Origin of the sequence: Halorubrum salsamenti, from assembly GCF_007671685.1 — an archaeon.
Lineage (GTDB): Archaea > Halobacteriota > Halobacteria > Halobacteriales > Haloferacaceae > Halorubrum > Halorubrum salsamenti.
On sequence record NZ_VCNL01000002.1, the window covers coordinates 388,332 to 403,715 of the forward strand.

The window sequence follows — 15,384 nt, forward strand, 5'->3', positions numbered from 1 at the left end:
ACTCTTATAACGGCGTCTGCGCATCGGTATGATATGCGGTATTATCAACTCCCCGGCGGAAAGCACAGCGAGGGGTCCGACTCGCTCGTCGTCGTCGACGACGGCGACGCCTACGACCTGTCGACGGCCTCGGACGACCTCGGATCGTTCACCGAACTCGCTCGCGCCGCGAACGCGTGCGACGAATCCGTCGACGCCATCGCACGGGGCCGGATCGACGACGCGGAGTCGGTGGATCTCGACCCCGACGACGTGCTCCTGCCGGTGACTCCCGACGAGGTGTGGGCCGCGGGGGTCACGTATCAGATCAGCGAACAGGCACGCGAGGCCGAGAGCGGCAAGCCCGAGGTGTACATCGACGTGTACGACAGCGAGCGCCCCGAGCTATTCTTAAAGGCGACCCCCTCGCGGACGGTCGGCCCCAACGAGGCCGTCGGGATCCGCGGCGACTCCACGTGGGACGTGCCGGAGCCGGAACTCGGGGTCGTGCTCCACCGCGAGGAGGTCGTCGGCTACACGATCGGCAACGACGTGTCGAGCCGGTCTATCGAGGGCGAGAACCCCCTGTATCTCCCGCAGGCGAAGGTGTACGACCGGTGCTGTTCGGTCGGTCCGTGCGTGGCGACCCCGGAGGTCGTCGACGACCCCCACGACCTCGGGATGACGCTCACCATCGAGCGCGACGGCGAGGTCCTCTTCGAGGACTCGACGTCGACGAGCGAGATGGCGACCACCTGCGAGAAGCTCGTCTCGTATCTCCGGCGGCACAACGATCTCCCGGAGACCGTCGTCCTGCTGACCGGCACCGCGCTCGTGCCGCCGGAGTCGTTCACGCTCGCCGAGGGCGACCGGATCACGATCGACATCGACGAGATCGGACAGCTCGCCAACGACACCGTCGGCGTCTGACAACGCTCCGAACCGACACCTGAGTCACGCGTCGTCCGCGACCCGCCCGAACCACGCGTCGTCCGCGACCCGCGTCTCGGTGAAGCACGTCCGTCCGTTCCCCGGCACCGCGTTCACCCCGTCACCTCGAACGCCACGGTGTCGGCGGTCTCCGCGGCGGAGTGACCGACACGGAACTCGGAAGGACCGGCCTCGACCGCGAGGCCCGCGTTGCGATCGTGGTACGCGTTCATCGCGACTCCACGGCCGCCTCGACATCAGCCGCCGCAACGACACCACAACGATGACGACGCCGGCCGTCACGACGAGTTGGTGCCCGATGCGTTCTCGGTGTCAGAACTCCGGTTTCGATCGTCGATTCGCAGTGTTCCCGGGAACGGGGGGTTTAAACCGCGTTTCCGGCTCAAAATGGGGAGGATCACGGACGAGGACCCGTGTCGCGGATGGGGTCGGTGTATTCTGTAATAGAGACCGTCTGAGCGAGGTGGTGACGTGACTCGGCGGAACGGACCAGCACGCGGATCCGCCGCATCATCAGAAGGGAGCCGCTCAGTACGTTAAAGTAGCGCCGTCGGGAGAACGCTTCGACCAACGAGCGGATCGACCGACCCTCGAACCGTAACGTCCCGGTCAGCGACACATTGACCGCCTACGTGGAGCCACTCCGGTAGGTCGCCTGGTCGCGCCGACCGTTCGCGTGCGTCGCGCCGACCCTCCATACGGTGACCGATCGCTACCGCACGTTCTGATATTACGAACGGCTGTCGTTACAAACATATCGTTGTAATAGTCCCGTCTCCTCGGACGTTCTGGCGGAACGGGGAACAGGAACGAGAAGCATTATCTGTGCCCGAGCCCGCGGCCGGCCATCGATCAGTCGATGTTCTCGATGTAGGCGTACTCCTCGGAGAGGGCGGCGGCGTCCTCGGGGAGGAGCGCGGCGACGAGGTAGTCGGCGTGCGTTCGGAAGTAGTCGACGACGCGCGCGATTCGGTCCGAGTCGATCGCTTCGAGCGAGTCGAGCAGGACGAACGGGACCGTCTCGTGAACGTCGTGGACGAGGTACCCCGCGAGCGCGAACACGAGCCCCGTCACCTCGCGCTCGCTCTCCGAGAGGTGGTCGACCGTGTCCTCGTAGGCCGTCCCGTCGGGCGACGAGCGGACGATGTGGAGGTCGAACCGGGTCCGCGTGACCTTGCGGCGACCCTCGCGGACCTCCGTCTCGCGGCGCTCGATCCAGATCCGGTCGAGGTTCTCGTACTCCAGAATGTCGAGGACGGTCTCCATGTGTTCGTTGAACCCCTCGACGGCGTTCTCCTCGATGCGGTCGACGCGCGTCCGCAGCTCGGTGAGCCGCTCGGCCAGCTCCTCGCGTTCCGCTTTCAGGTCCTCGCGGCGCTCGATCGCGGCCTCGCGCTCGTCGATCTCGTCGTCGATTTCGTCGATCTCGTCCTCGATCCGCTCGATCCGGAGCTCGATCCCGTTCGCCTCGCGATGGAGCTCTAGCGCCTCGTCGTAGCCGTCGACGTCGATCGACTCGGCCTCCTCTTCCAGCTCCTCGATCTCGTCCGCCTTCGACTCGATCTGCGCTTCTAAGTCGGCGATCCGCGACTCGGTCGATTCGATCTCCTCGTCGACCGCGTCGAGCCGCTCCTCGGTGCGCTCGATCTCGCGTTTCGCCTCGCGGATCGACGACTGCTGGTCGGTGAGCTCCTGGATCTCCGCGCGGATCTCGTTGCGCTCGTCGAGCTTGTCGGACCGAAGCTCCCGGAGCCGATCGAGGGTCGCCTCGATCTGGTCGGTCTCGACCTCGGACCCGCAGGTCCAACAGACCGTCTGGTCGCCCGCGGTCAGCGCGGCGGTCGGGTCGTCGCCGGACGCCCCCTCGTCGACGTCGATATCGATCCCCGAGCCGTCCACCATGTCCTCGTTGAAGCCGATGACGCTGCCGAGCTCGTTGATGTCGTCGTCGAGCGAGCGCTTCCGGCGGCGCAGTTCGTCGATGCGACCGGCGAGACGGTCCGCGTTCTCCTCGGGCTCCTCGGCCTCCTCGACCGTCTCCCGAAGCTCCTCGCGCTCGGCCTTCAGCTCCGAGAGCGTCGAGCGCTCGGTCTCGAGGTCGAACTCGAGGTCGTCAAGCTCGGAGCGGGCGTCGCGCACCTGCTGGAACGCCTCTTCCATCTCCTGTTTGCGCGTCCGGCTCTCCTCGACGCCGGCGTCGAGATCGTCGAGCTCCTCGCGGACCGCTTCGAGCTCTTCTTGCGCTGCTTCCAGCTCCTCGACCTTCTCGCGGCGGTCCGCTTCGAGGTCGGGCAGGTCGCGTTCGAGGCTGTCGAGCTTCTCGATCTCGGACTCCAGATCGTCGCGCTCGCGCTTGCACTCTCGGATCTCCGCGTCGATCGAGTCGGTGTCGATCGGGCGCATGATGATCTCTCGGAGGTCGTCGCCGCGCGCCACCGCTCGGCGCGCCTCGTTGTTCTCCAACAGGAACGCGAACAGGTCGGCCAGTTCCGGGTCGTCGAGGTACGGGTCGCCGCCGAACGCGACGGAGTCGCCGCGGCGTTGCAGCGTGCGCGTGTACGTCTCGTCGCCGAGTTCGAGGGCCACCTCGCCCTCCTCGGCGTCGCCCTTCAGTGAGCTCTGTCGACTACCGAGTCCGGCCATCAGCGCCTGCAGGAAGGAGGTCCGGTTCGTCGCGTTCCGTCCGGTCAAAATCGAGACGCCGTCGGGGAGTGTCACCGACGCCTCGTCGATGCCACCGATGTTCCGGACATCGACGCGGACGACAGGTTTCGAGATTTGAGCCATCGATATGGTTGCAGAACGATACTCGCGGTGTTAAATCTATCCTTCGCTCAGCGGTTCAGCGCGGTCTCGAACCGCCCTGACGGTGTCGATACGCCGGATCGACGTCGTCCCGGTCGATCGGCACCGCCAGAGAAAACGTTTCTACTATCAAATGGGTCGGATGTCTCCTAAGAGTAGAGAAACATCCGCAGATCGCGGATCAGCGATACCGCGTCGAGCGGTCCGCCGGAGCTCCCCGTTCCAGATTGGATCGTACGTCCTTATATCTCCGATAAAGATAAATGAACAGGAAAATTCTGTCAAATAAGAACCACAAAACACCAATATATGAAAATATAGTTATAAATAAACTGTAATAAACTCAGATAACAGTATCTATTAAAAGATAGTCAGTATACGCGATAAGAAGTAGTTACACACGATATCCTCCATTGATCGGTGTTTTGTCGCGATAGAGTCGGCGAGTTCCATGCGTCCGATCTCGCGGACCGGGATCGAGCCGGTCCGAGCGAAACAGAACCCATCAAGAAATTTATTAGTGTATATATCTTATAAGTGATCGATACGTGACGTTCAGTAGAGATCTGTTATTCTCCCTGATAGAGGAAACGGCGCACGCGCTTTGGACGCGGCCGGTGATGGCAGTCGGACGGGTCCGGCGATCTCGACTCAACGGAGATCTCGGCTCAAAGACGTACGCAGACGGTGAAGTGAACCACACCAGGAATGCGGGTCACCGGGGGTTCACCGATCGTCATGTTCGCAAGGTTTAGTATGGGAGCCTGTCACGCATGTTGTAATGACGATCTTGCCGGTCGATACGGACGTCCTTGAGGACGTCTGTCGAGATATCGCCCAAGACAACTACGGGTTCGTGTACGTCACGGATCAGAAGTCGGAGATCAAATCCGGCTACGAGAACGCGGACGTCGGAATGCTGAACGCCGGGTCGCTCGCCGCGAGCGACATGCGGAAGTCGCTCGCAGAGATGTCGAGCGACGAGTTCGTCGATCTCGAACAGATCCGCGACGGGGTGTACTACGTCGATCCCTTCGGGGTGAAAGGGAACATGAACATCACGCGGGAACTGACGAACCTCTTCGGCCAGCGGCTCGTCGTCACCGGTGAGACGCTCCGCTCGCGGTTCTCGCTGGCCATCGACGACCTCGACTTCTTCGTCGACGAACTCACCGAGCGCGACTACCTCCGCCGCATCACCGCGGGTAAGCGCGACTACTACACCATCGGGACGCAGCTCAAGGAGCACGCCGACGACGTGGGGCTCGACGCGCGGCTCGAACGCGAGGCGTCGAACGGGAAGATCGCTCACAGCGACCTCGAGAGCGTCATCGACGTGAACGCCACCTCGGACGTGATCCGCTACCTCGATCGGGAGGGGTACATCGTCGACCTCGACGGCGAGTATCTCGTCGAGGAGGCGATAGACGAGTACGCGGAGTTCCTCGCGGACGAGATCGAGGAGGCGATCGAAGGGGAGTTCGAGGAGTCGAACCACGCGTTGCGCGTCGGAGAGTTCGAACAGGTCGTCGAGAACGCGATCGACTCTCGGTTCGACGTGCTGTCTGTGGCGCGGAGCGTCCGGACGGAAATTCTCAGGGAGACGCGGTCGACGCTCGTCGACCGCCTGGGGCTTGCGGTGGGACCGGAAGTCGTCACGGTCGAGGAGCCCTTCGACCGACTCGTCGACGAGCGAGCGCGCCGGATACTCGGTGAGGTGAAAGGGGAGTACGACGTGTTCGCCTCCCCCTCGGAGTTCACCGAACGCGCCGAAGCGCAGTTCGAGGAACTCCAAGTCGCTCACGACGACCGCGTCAACGAGCACGTCCGCGAGGCAGTGGTCGACCGGTACGAGACCGTCGTCGCCGACGAGGAGTTCTGAAAGCCGATGGAATAATGTGGATTGACTGATTTATACAGACTCAACGACCATCGAATGACTCGCAAATATTCCTTCGAAACGAAAACGATCAACGGCCAACAGTTCGTCATCGCGGAGGGGCGCGGTCAGGCCTCCGAACCGATCCGCGTCCGGGCCGACTGGATCGAAAGCGACGACATGGAGGGGAAATGGGAGGACCTGATCAAACAGATCGTCCAGCCGGAGAACATCGATCAGATCGACATCGACGAGGGACACGGCGGGATCAGCCGCCGAGAGGCCGTCGAGGCGCTCGCCGGGGCGACCGCCGACGGGGAGACGATCGTGTCGAGCGAGCAACAGGCCGACGTGCTCGTCGAGTACCTCGCCGAGGAGGACATCGTCGAGATCGAAGGCGAAGAGCTCGTGCTGTTCCGGGACCCCGACGAGGAGAACCTCAACAGCGCGGCGCTGATGAACTGGGCGGCGCTGATGTCTGCGGTGATCGAGAGCATCGACGAGCATCTCGAACGGGTCGAAGACGCGAAAGAGCGGTTCCAAGAGACCGTCGATACGCTCGAAGTCGAGCAGCAGGACTCCGAGGAGCGTCTCTCGAAGACCGCACAGCGGATACAGAACCTCGGTCCCGGACAGGGAGTGCCCGACCCGGACACGCTGAGCGACGAAGAGCGGCAGGAGTACACCCAGCTCAAAGAACACTACCTCTACCTCCAGGACATCGAGAAGGCGAAGTCGGAGAACTTCGTCGAGAACGTGAGCGCCGGCGTCGATCAGATCGGAATGGCCATCGAACGCCTCGAGGCCGCGCGCGAGGCGTACGACATGTTCCACAGCAACACCAGAAAGGCGGCGCTGAAGAGCTCCGTCTTCCCCGAGGAGGCCCTGGAGTTCGTCGACAACGCCGGGAGCCTGATCAACGAACTCGCCGGGCAGGAGGAGAGTCAGGCGGACGAGGTCGCGGACGACGACTTCGCCGAGATGATCGAAGAGAACCACGGCGAAACCGTTCAAGAACAGGCCGCGGAGACCGCGGACCTCGCCGAGACCGCCGAGGAGGCAGCGGGGTTCAAACGGTAGGATGTACGCCTCATCGTTCATCGAGGCGTTCAAGACCGTTGACGGGGCCATCGAGCGCGCGCTTTCCCTCGATACGTATCGCCAAACGGACCGGGTGCGCCGGATCCGGTCGGAGGCGGTGGCGGCGACGGACGACATCGCCGAGCTGTCGACGGTCGCCGTGGCCGGCGTGGAGCTGTCGGGGTACGAACGATGGGAGACCGACGACATCGTCGAATCGATCGTCGAGGCCCGGATCGCGGACCGCGATGACCCAGATCTGTCCGCCGAGGACATCGATCGCGCCGTGAGCGCCGGGCGCATCGTCGAGGAAGCGGGAGCGGTTCTCGTCCCGCTGACCGATGAGCCGGGACCGATTCGGAACTGGTGGCTCCTCGCGAACGAGCTGTGCGACTGGCTCGCGGATCTGATCGACGACGCGCGTCGAGTGCACCGCCGCGCGTCCGTGGACGGGTCGGCCCTCGTCGAGACCGCGTTTTGGACGCTGTTGGACCGGCTGGTCGCGCTCCGGGAACTGCTGGACGAGGCCCTGACGATGGGCGATTTCGTGTACCGATCGACTCGACGGGAAACGTTCGAGATGCTCACCGACATCGGTCGGGTCGCGGGAACGATCACGGAGCGAACCCATGCTTAACATCAAGCCGATAGCCCTGTCGCGACAGCCGACCTCGCACGTCAAGATCGGCGACTCGAAGATCAGCGCGGCGACCGACGTCGTACAGCTGAAACACAAGGGGATCGGCGCGTATTTCTACGTCAACACCGTCGACGACCTGTTCAACGACATCGGGAACGAGGTCCGCGTCCACGAGAACGTCGAGCGGCTGTTCGGCGGGTTCGACCGGAGCCGGGACTTCCTCGTCGACACCGACGTCTCGATCGCGGAGGTCCCCGACTGCACGTCCGTCTCGATCCACGCGGAGACCGACGAGGGCGAGCTGGAGGCGTTCCTCCGCGAGAGCAACTACCTCCTCCATCCGATCGAGGAGGCGGTCGAACGCGGCGAGCGTCTCGAAACGTTCGATCCGGTCGATCTCGAACCGTCCGGGTACAACACCCTTCGAGTGACCGACGAGACCGAGATCGAATTCGTCGATACCGGAGAGTACCGAGAGCGGAAGGCGATGGCGGACTCCCGACCGACGGGGCCGGGCACAGGCGGGCAGGGGCGCGGCGGACAGGAGGAGGACGACGAGGCGGTCCAGGTGTCGCTCGAACCGAAGAAACCGACGGTCAGCTTCGAGGAGGACGTGGCCGGGCTGCCGGAGGTGAAACGCACGGCGGAGAACCTGCTGGCGCTGTTCGATCCCGACGTGCGCGACGAGGTCGTCGACCGCTACGGCGACGAGTTCGCCTCGCGCGGCAACAGCATGCTGCTGTACGGTCCCCCCGGCTGCGGGAAGACGCTCGTCTCGGAAGCGATCGCCTACGAGGCGAAGTACAACTCGAACATCGAGGAGAGCTACGGCGAGGTGAAGTTCCTCGAGATCAAGGGCAGCGACGTGCTCTCGAAGTACTCCGGGGAGTCGGAGAAGCGCGTGGAGGCGATCTTCGAGAAGGCACACGGGATCGCACAGGACGGGTTCGCCGTCCTCTTCTTCGACGAGGTCGACACGCTGATCCCGGACCGCGGCGACGACTCGCTCCAGCGCCACGAGCGCTCGCTGACCAACGCGTTCCTCCAGGAGATGAACGAGATCGAGGACAACCTCCTGGTGATCGGCGCGACGAACATGCCGTTCACCATCGATCCGGCCGCGACCCGGCGGTTCCCGATCCAGCAGTTCATTCCGCAGCCGGAGACGGAGGTGATGGCGCAGGTGTGGCGGAAACACCTCGCGTCGATGAACGGGACCGACGCGCTCGACTACGACCGGCTCGGCGAGCTTTCGACTGGATACACCCCCGCGGAGATCGCCGACCGCGTGCTGGGAAGCGAGCTCCAGCGCGAGTTCGTCGAGAGCGTCCACCTCCCGGACCGGGAGCCGATCGATCCGACGACCGACTACTTCGCGGACCGGCTCGGGGAGACCGAGCCTAAAACGGTCCGGCAGTACGTCGCCAGCGTCCGGACCCAGATCGACGACCTCGAAGGGTACCCGGAGCTGCGGCGGTACGTCGAAGAGCAGGCCGAGCGGCTGGACATGCGGCTGGGCAACGAGCCCTCGTCGCTCGAGCAGTTGTTCGGTGGGGACGGAAACGACGAGGGAGGCCCCGAAGGCGACGGAAGCGGCGGGGGCGGGGACGGCGGAAGCGGCGACGGCAACGGCGGACCGACGCCCGGCGGCGAGGCCGCCGAGGGCAAGGGCGCCCCCGGAAGCTCCGCCGAGGCGGAGATCGGAGGTGACCGCCGTGACTGACGGCTACCGGCAGGTCGGCTCCTTCGAGAGCGACGCCCCGTCGGCGGTCGGGGTCGGGAGCGACGTGATCGCGTTCGGCCTCGGCGACCGCGTCACACTGGTCTCCAGCCGAGAGCGAACCGCGATCGACCACGGCGAGCCGATCGTCGATCTGGCGGTGGGGGACCGCCTGCTCGTCCTCTCGCCGGAGACGCTCACGGCGTACTCGCTCGACGGCGACCGGGTGTGGAGCCACGACGCGGGCGACGCCTACGCCGTGGCCGGCGTCGAGTCCCGAGAGTGTTGCGGCGTCCTCGACGCCGACGCCCTCCGGTTCGTCGAGGTCGCGAGCGGCCGCGAGCGGTTCTCAGCCGACCGGCCCCGACCGGGGACGCCGGACGACGCCTTCCTCGCGACGCCGACCGGTTTCGTGATCGCGACGTGGTCGTTCCTCACCGCTGTCGACGGGGACGGCGAGGTCGCCTTCGACCGGGACCTCTCCGCGGTCGTCCGGAGCGTCGGCGCCTGTGACGGCACGGTGGTCGCGGCGCTCCAGAGCGACCGGCTCGTCGGCCTCGACCGCGGGAACGGCGAGGACCGCTGGCGCACCGAACTGGACGCCCGGCAGGTGGCGCCGGTCGGCGAGGAGTCGGTGCTCGTCAGCGCGGCCGACGGCGTGCTCGACGTGGGAGCGGACGGGACGACCGAGACGGTTCCCGATCTCCCGACCGGCGACGTGTACGCGACTGTCGGCGGGGCGGTCGTCTGCTCGGTTCGGGACGGAACCATCGCGACGTACGTCCCCGACCGCGACCGGGTCGGCGTGGAACTGCTCACCGACTCCGTCGGCGTCGGCGGCACGGTCGACGTCGAGGTCTCGAACCCGACCGAGACGGAGCGGACGGTCGAGCTCGCGGTCGACGTGGACGGCTGCTCGCTCTCACCCGCCGAGCGCACCGTGACGGTCGACGGCGAGGGCTCCGGCGTCGCCGACTTCCCCGTCGCGTCGGTGCGGCGGGAGGGACGGGCCGACGTGACCGTCGCGGTCGACGGCACCGAGGCCGGGAGCGGAACCGTCGAGGTCGAGGACGCGGCGAGCGGCGGGTTGGCGGTCGAAACCGCGCTGCACACGACGCGGATCGACGACGGCGTCGCCGAGATCGGGGTGACTGTCGAGAACGTCGGGGGCGTCCCCTTCGACGCGGTCCGGCTGCTGGAGACCGGCACCGAGTCGACGGACATCGCGCCCGGCGACGCGTGGGAGGGAACGGTCACCCGGCCCTACGAGCCCGACACGCGGGTCTCGGTCGGACTCGAAGTGGCGCGCGGCGACCGCCGCCGGGAGTACGCCCCCACGTGTACGCTCCCGTCGCTCCCGACGATCGACGCGTCGGTGGAACGCGACGCGCTGCGAGCGACCGTCACGGTCGCGGACGACGTTCCGGTCTCCGATCGGCTCGTGGTGGAGATGCCGGGGGCCGGACGCGTGCGGTCCCCGGTGACGATCGACGGCGACGAACTGCTGCTCCTCGTCCCGCAGTACGAGTCGGGGGTCGCTCGGATCGCACTCGACGCGCTCGACGCCGAGGAGCGCGTCCGCGTCCCCGGGAACGGGACGTTCACGACGCCCTCGTCGAACGGCGGTCGCGATCGCGACCGGCCGCGATCCTCCCGCGAGACGGAGCGATCGAACCGGTCGCCGGACTCGACCGAGTCGATGACCGCCGACACGTCGCCCCCCTCCACGGCGGGGGCGTCCGAGGCCGATCCATCTCCCGCTCGCGGCTCGGATCGGAACCGGTCGAACGAGGCGTCGGAGGACCGGAACCGGTCGAGTGAGTCACCAAACGACCAGAACCGGCGATCGTCATCGACGACGGAGCGGGAGCGAACGGCTTCGAGCCGGTCAGAGGAGGGGCCGTCGCTCTCGGCGACGCGACGCGCCCCGGAGCGTGCGCCCGGAGTCGGCCACGCGGTCCGCGATCGGATCGCCGTCGAGAACGAGGGCGGACCGGTCGAGTCGGTCGAAGTCGCCCTCGACGACGATGCCCGGGTCGCCCTCGGCCGCCTCGACGGTGGCGAGACCGCGTCGGTCGACCGGTTCGTCGCCGCGGGAGAGAACGCCGAACTCACGCTCCCGTCGGCCGCGGTCGAGGCGGACGAGTCGGTCGTCGGCGAGGTCGACGCCGAACGGCTTCCGGTGAACGACGATTCGGTCGGCGTGCTGGCGACGGTCGATCCGACCGACGGCACGCTCACGGCCACGTTCGAGAACGGAACCGACCGGAGGTGTCGCGTGACAGGCGTCGACCCCGGACCGGACGGCGGCCGGGCGTCGCTCTCGGCCGCGGTCGACGCCGGCGCGAGCGCGAGCGTCTCAACAGCGGTTGACGAGCGACCGGCGCCCGGCGACGCCGTCCCCGTCTCCTTCTGGGTCGAATCGGACGGTAAGGAGCGTCGGATCGACGTGTTGGCGGCGGCCGACGACGATGCGGGAGTCGGTGGCACGGCGGGCGGCAGCGCCCGCGACGAGCCATCACTGCGCCCCGGGATCAGCCCGGACACACAGGTCGCCGGCGAGTACAGCTCCGTCGTGCTCGCGTTCGAGAACGACGGCGGCGCGCCGCTCGCCGACGTTTCGGTGGTCGCCGACGGCGACCCGATCGACTCGATGTTCTACTCGCCCGCGCGCCGCGAACTCGTGGAGCCCGGCGACCGGATCGAACACTACGTCGACCTCGAATCCGGACACGCGGAGCCGAGCTTCGAGGTCACCGTCTCGTACGCGGTCGACGGAACCGAACGGGAGTACGTCGCCCGCGCCTCGGGCCCCGCCGTCGACGACGAGGCCGCGTGGACCGACGACCACCTCAACGCGTGGTCGCTCGACCGGGTCGGCGCGGCGACCGTATCCCCCGACGTCCCGTCGCAGCTCTCGACGCCGCTGCGAAGCGAAGACTGACGGCGCCACAGACGCAGTCGGAGAAAAAGGAAAACGGGTGAATCGGGGTCGTTCCCCGTTTTGCGGTCGTTGTGTCGCCGGCGTTTTCTCCTGAGCCTACACGAGGAAGTCGCCGCTCACCGACTCCCGCGTGTCGCGGACGTACCAGAACATCCGCCTCGCGGTCCGGACGGTCAGTCCGACTGCGACAAGCGCGTAGACCCCGATCGCGCCGAAAAGCGAGTAGTGGGCGATCCCGAGCGCGGCGGTACGCGACTCGTACTCGGCCGTGACCTCCTCGGCGCGCGCGGTCTCACCCGCGCTCTCGAACTCTCCGATCGCCTCCCGATAGGCGGCATCGATCGACTCCGTGCCGGCCACGAACCCGTCGTAGTTCGCCGGATTCAACAGGAGCGGTTGGCCGAAGAGGACGACGAACTGGTCGTCCTCCATCTGGCTCCACGTGTTCTCGGCGTCCTGAACCGACTGCTCGCCGGCCGAGACGGAGTCGGAGTAGCTGTTGAACGCTTCCTCCGCGTCGCTTTCGAGTTGGTTCGCGCGCTCCTCGTCGCCCTGCAGCAGTGCGATCCGCGCGAGTTGGCGCTGCGTGGTCGCCTCCTCGATCAGCGACATCTCGCCCGATTCGAGCCGGTCCTCGTAGTAGGCCTGCTGTTCCTGGATGAGCCGGTCGAGGTCGCCCTCCGCGTCTGACTGCGCGGTGTTTGCGAGCCCGCGGAGCTCCTCGTCTCCGAGCCGGTCGGCCTGTAGCCCCATCGTGTTGTACGCGGCGGCGGCACGGATGATAGCGGACTGGGCCTCGGCGTGATTGCCGTTCTCGAGGTTGGTGTCCGCCTCCTCGACCGCTTCGACGTACAGCGTCGCCGCCTCGCCGAAGGTCAACACGGTGGAGATCTCCTCGTCGCCGCTTTCGCCGCTCCGGAGGCGCTCGTCCATTCTGTCCACGAGTTCGAGGGTGCTGTCGGCGACGGCGGTGTCGTACCCGGAGAGCTCGTTCCGGATCGGTTCCAGATCGAGCGGGACCGGCGAGGCGGTGACCGTGATGGTCGCGTCGTCGCCGTCGCCGTCGACGTCGTACTCCCACTGGTAGCTCTCGCCGAGCTCCGCGCTGGTGTCGAACTCCAAGGAGAACGAGGCCTCGCCGCTGCCGCCCGCGCTCACCGAACTCGGCGCGCTCTCCAACGTGAGCCACTCGTCCGGGCCGTTCGCGAGCGTCGTCTCGACGTTGTTGACGTCGTTGTAGCCGAGCTCCTCGCTGATCGTCACGGTCCGACCGTTGGCCTCGCCGATCGCCACGTCGCCGATATCTGCGTCCTCGGCGACGAGGCGTGTCTCGTGGACGATCTCGAAGCTCCCGTCGAGGCTCGCGTCGTCGCCGTCGTACCCGGGCGTGTCCACGGTCGCGGAGATGTCGTACGCGCCCTCCGGGAGGTCTCGGTCGGCGGTGATCCGCAACGCGACGTCGGCGGTCGACTGCCCCTCGATCTCGTCCGGCGTGCTCGACACCGTCACGGAGACGCCCGAGTTGGGCGAGAACGCCGAGACGTCACCGACCTCGATCGGCGTGTCCCCGTCGTTGGGGACCTCCAAGTCGATCGTCCGGGTCAGCGTGTCACCCTCGTCGCGCGGCTCGTCGAACGCGAACTCGTCGTCGTCGAGTTCCAGTTCGCCGAAGTACCCGGGATAAATGGCGCGGGCCTCGACATCGACCTCGCGGGTCGCGTCGTACCGCGAGTCGGATATCTCGACGGTCCACTCCAGATCCTCGTGTTGGGGGGTGTCCGAGGACGGCGTCACCGTCCAGTCGACGGTTCCGCTGCTGCCGGTGACAGAGCGCTCGCCGGAGAAGTCGAGAGTCGCGTCCTGATCGCCGCTCACTTCGCTGATGTCTACCCCGTCGAGCGACCCGTCGCCGCTGACCTCCTCGACGGTGACCTCGCCCGAAGCGCTCTGGCCGACGAGCACGTCGCCGAGGTCGAGCGGCTCGTCTTCGAATCCGGCGAGCGGCGGCGTCTCGACCGTCAGGTAGAACTCGAACGGTTCTCCGTTGACGTTCCCGGAGACGGTGCCGCTCTCGGCGTCGAAGCCGGCGGTGATGTCGAGCGGGACATCGGTCGTCGTCCCCGGCGAGAGGGACGTGTCGTCGCCGGTGACCGACACCCCGGACGGTTCGTTCGTGATCGTCACGTCGGCGTTCGTCCCGTTCTCGCCGCTGTTAGTCACCTGAATGTCGTGGGTGTCCGTCTGGTTGTCCGTCTGGACGTTCATCGTGTAGTCGTCCGCCTCCACGTTCGAGACGTTGGCTGCACCGACCGCGGGCGCGGCGAGCAGGCCGACGACGACCGCCACCACGAGGGCGGCGGAGCGCCGCTTAGACATCGCCGTCACCCCCGGAGACGATCGACCCGATCTGGGCCATCTCGTAGGTCCGGCGCCAGAGGAAGATCCGGCCGAGCATCGCCGTGCCGATCAGGCCGACGACGAGCCCGTAGCCGACGAGGATCGAGACGGACGCGACCGCAAGGGAGAGCCGCGCGTCGCCCACGTCGGCGGCGAGTGCGCTCAGCTCCGACGTGCGCTCGTCGAGCCCGTTGTCGCTCGCGTCGGCCTGCGCCGCCCGCACGTCCGAGAGCGTCTCCTGAGAGTCCTGATACCGCTCGAACGTCCGAACCGGATTGGTGCTGCCGCCGACCGCGCCGGCGACGGTGCCGCAGTCGAGGCACTGATCGAGGAAGTCGCCGGCGGTCGCCTCCGCGTCGTCCATCCGCTCCGTCGCGGCGTTGTACTCGGCGGAAAGCTGTTCGGCTTGGAGGTTGAACTCCGCGGCCTCGTTCGGCCGGTTCGCTCGCTCGTAGGCGGTCGCAGTCATCGAGAGCAGCTCGATCCGGTCCGGCGTTCGCTCGGTCGACGACGCCTCGTCGCGGAGACCGTCACCGAGGCTCGCATAGAAACGAGTCACCGCGAGATCCGCGAGCGTCGCTTGGGTCTCCTCGTGCGATTCCAGCTCGTCGATCGCGGCCTCGGCGTCCTCGGCCGCGGACAGGCTCTCCTCGTATTCGCCGGCGCCGGCACGCTCGTACGCCTGCTCGAACGCCACCATGGCGTCGAGCACCGCGGCGAACTCGGCACGGTCGTCGTCATCGAGCGTCCCCACCTCTTGGGCGCGAGAGACGGCGAACGTCCGGATCGCCTCGAACTCCTCGTACTCCTGATAGGCTTCGGTCCCCTCCATCGAACGGAACGTCTCGAAGTACTCGTTCGCGGTCTCCGGGTCCTCCTGTGCGACCGCCGTCCCGGCGCCACCCGCCGCGACCGTCGCGAGGACGAGCAGGCCGGCGAGCGCGCAGGCGACCGCCGTTCGTGTCGTCCGTGTGCGTATTTCCGTCATG

9 protein-coding genes are annotated in these 15,384 nt (G+C 66.7%); 6 read left to right on the top strand and 3 right to left on the bottom strand.

Going from position 1 to position 15,384, the window contains the following annotated elements:
• Positions 1 to 33 precede the first annotated feature (33 nt).
• Complete coding sequence (locus FGL94_RS06530) at positions 34 to 909, top strand: fumarylacetoacetate hydrolase family protein (protein WP_144922396.1); 876 nt, start codon at positions 34 to 36, stop codon at positions 907 to 909.
• An 873-nt stretch (positions 910 to 1,782) separates the two neighbouring features.
• On the opposite strand, the gene FGL94_RS06535 is transcribed toward FGL94_RS06530, so the two are convergent.
• Positions 1,783 to 3,717 (bottom strand): archaea-specific SMC-related protein, encoded by a 1,935-nt coding sequence (locus FGL94_RS06535; protein ID WP_144922399.1) that lies wholly within the window; start codon positions 3,715 to 3,717, stop codon positions 1,783 to 1,785.
• A gap of 799 nt (positions 3,718 to 4,516) precedes the next feature.
• Between FGL94_RS06535 and FGL94_RS06540 the strand changes: the two genes are divergently transcribed.
• From FGL94_RS06540 to FGL94_RS06560, 5 genes are read left to right on the top strand one after another with little or no spacing between them, the layout of a single operon-like run.
• Positions 4,517 to 5,617: a hypothetical protein gene (locus FGL94_RS06540; protein WP_144922402.1), complete on the top strand. Its 1,101-nt coding sequence runs from the start codon at positions 4,517 to 4,519 to the stop codon at positions 5,615 to 5,617.
• Positions 5,618 to 5,671: 54 nt separating this feature from the next.
• Positions 5,672 to 6,694 (top strand): hypothetical protein, encoded by a 1,023-nt coding sequence (locus tag FGL94_RS06545; RefSeq protein ID WP_144922405.1) that lies wholly within the window; start codon positions 5,672 to 5,674, stop codon positions 6,692 to 6,694.
• A 1-nt stretch (position 6,695) separates the two neighbouring features.
• Positions 6,696 to 7,331, top strand: a complete 636-nt coding sequence (locus FGL94_RS06550) for a hypothetical protein (RefSeq protein ID WP_144922408.1) — start codon at positions 6,696 to 6,698, stop codon at positions 7,329 to 7,331.
• Positions 7,324 to 9,057 (top strand): ATP-binding protein, encoded by a 1,734-nt coding sequence (locus FGL94_RS06555; protein ID WP_144922411.1) that lies wholly within the window; start codon positions 7,324 to 7,326, stop codon positions 9,055 to 9,057. Before FGL94_RS06550 ends, FGL94_RS06555 begins: the two co-directional genes overlap by 8 nt.
• The gene (locus FGL94_RS06560; protein WP_144922414.1) at positions 9,050 to 11,998 is read left to right on the top strand and encodes a hypothetical protein; all 2,949 of its coding nucleotides are present in this window, start codon (positions 9,050 to 9,052) and stop codon (positions 11,996 to 11,998) included. Before FGL94_RS06555 ends, FGL94_RS06560 begins: the two co-directional genes overlap by 8 nt.
• A gap of 96 nt (positions 11,999 to 12,094) precedes the next feature.
• Here FGL94_RS06560 and FGL94_RS06565 read toward each other — a convergent pair whose 3' ends face one another.
• Complete coding sequence (locus FGL94_RS06565) at positions 12,095 to 14,374, bottom strand: COG1361 family protein (protein WP_206664914.1); 2,280 nt, start codon at positions 14,372 to 14,374, stop codon at positions 12,095 to 12,097.
• A complete protein-coding gene (locus tag FGL94_RS06570) occupies positions 14,367 to 15,383 on the bottom strand; it encodes a hypothetical protein (RefSeq protein WP_144922417.1) in 1,017 nt (338 codons plus the stop codon). Before FGL94_RS06570 ends, FGL94_RS06565 begins: the two co-directional genes overlap by 8 nt.
• Position 15,384 lies beyond the last annotated feature (1 nt).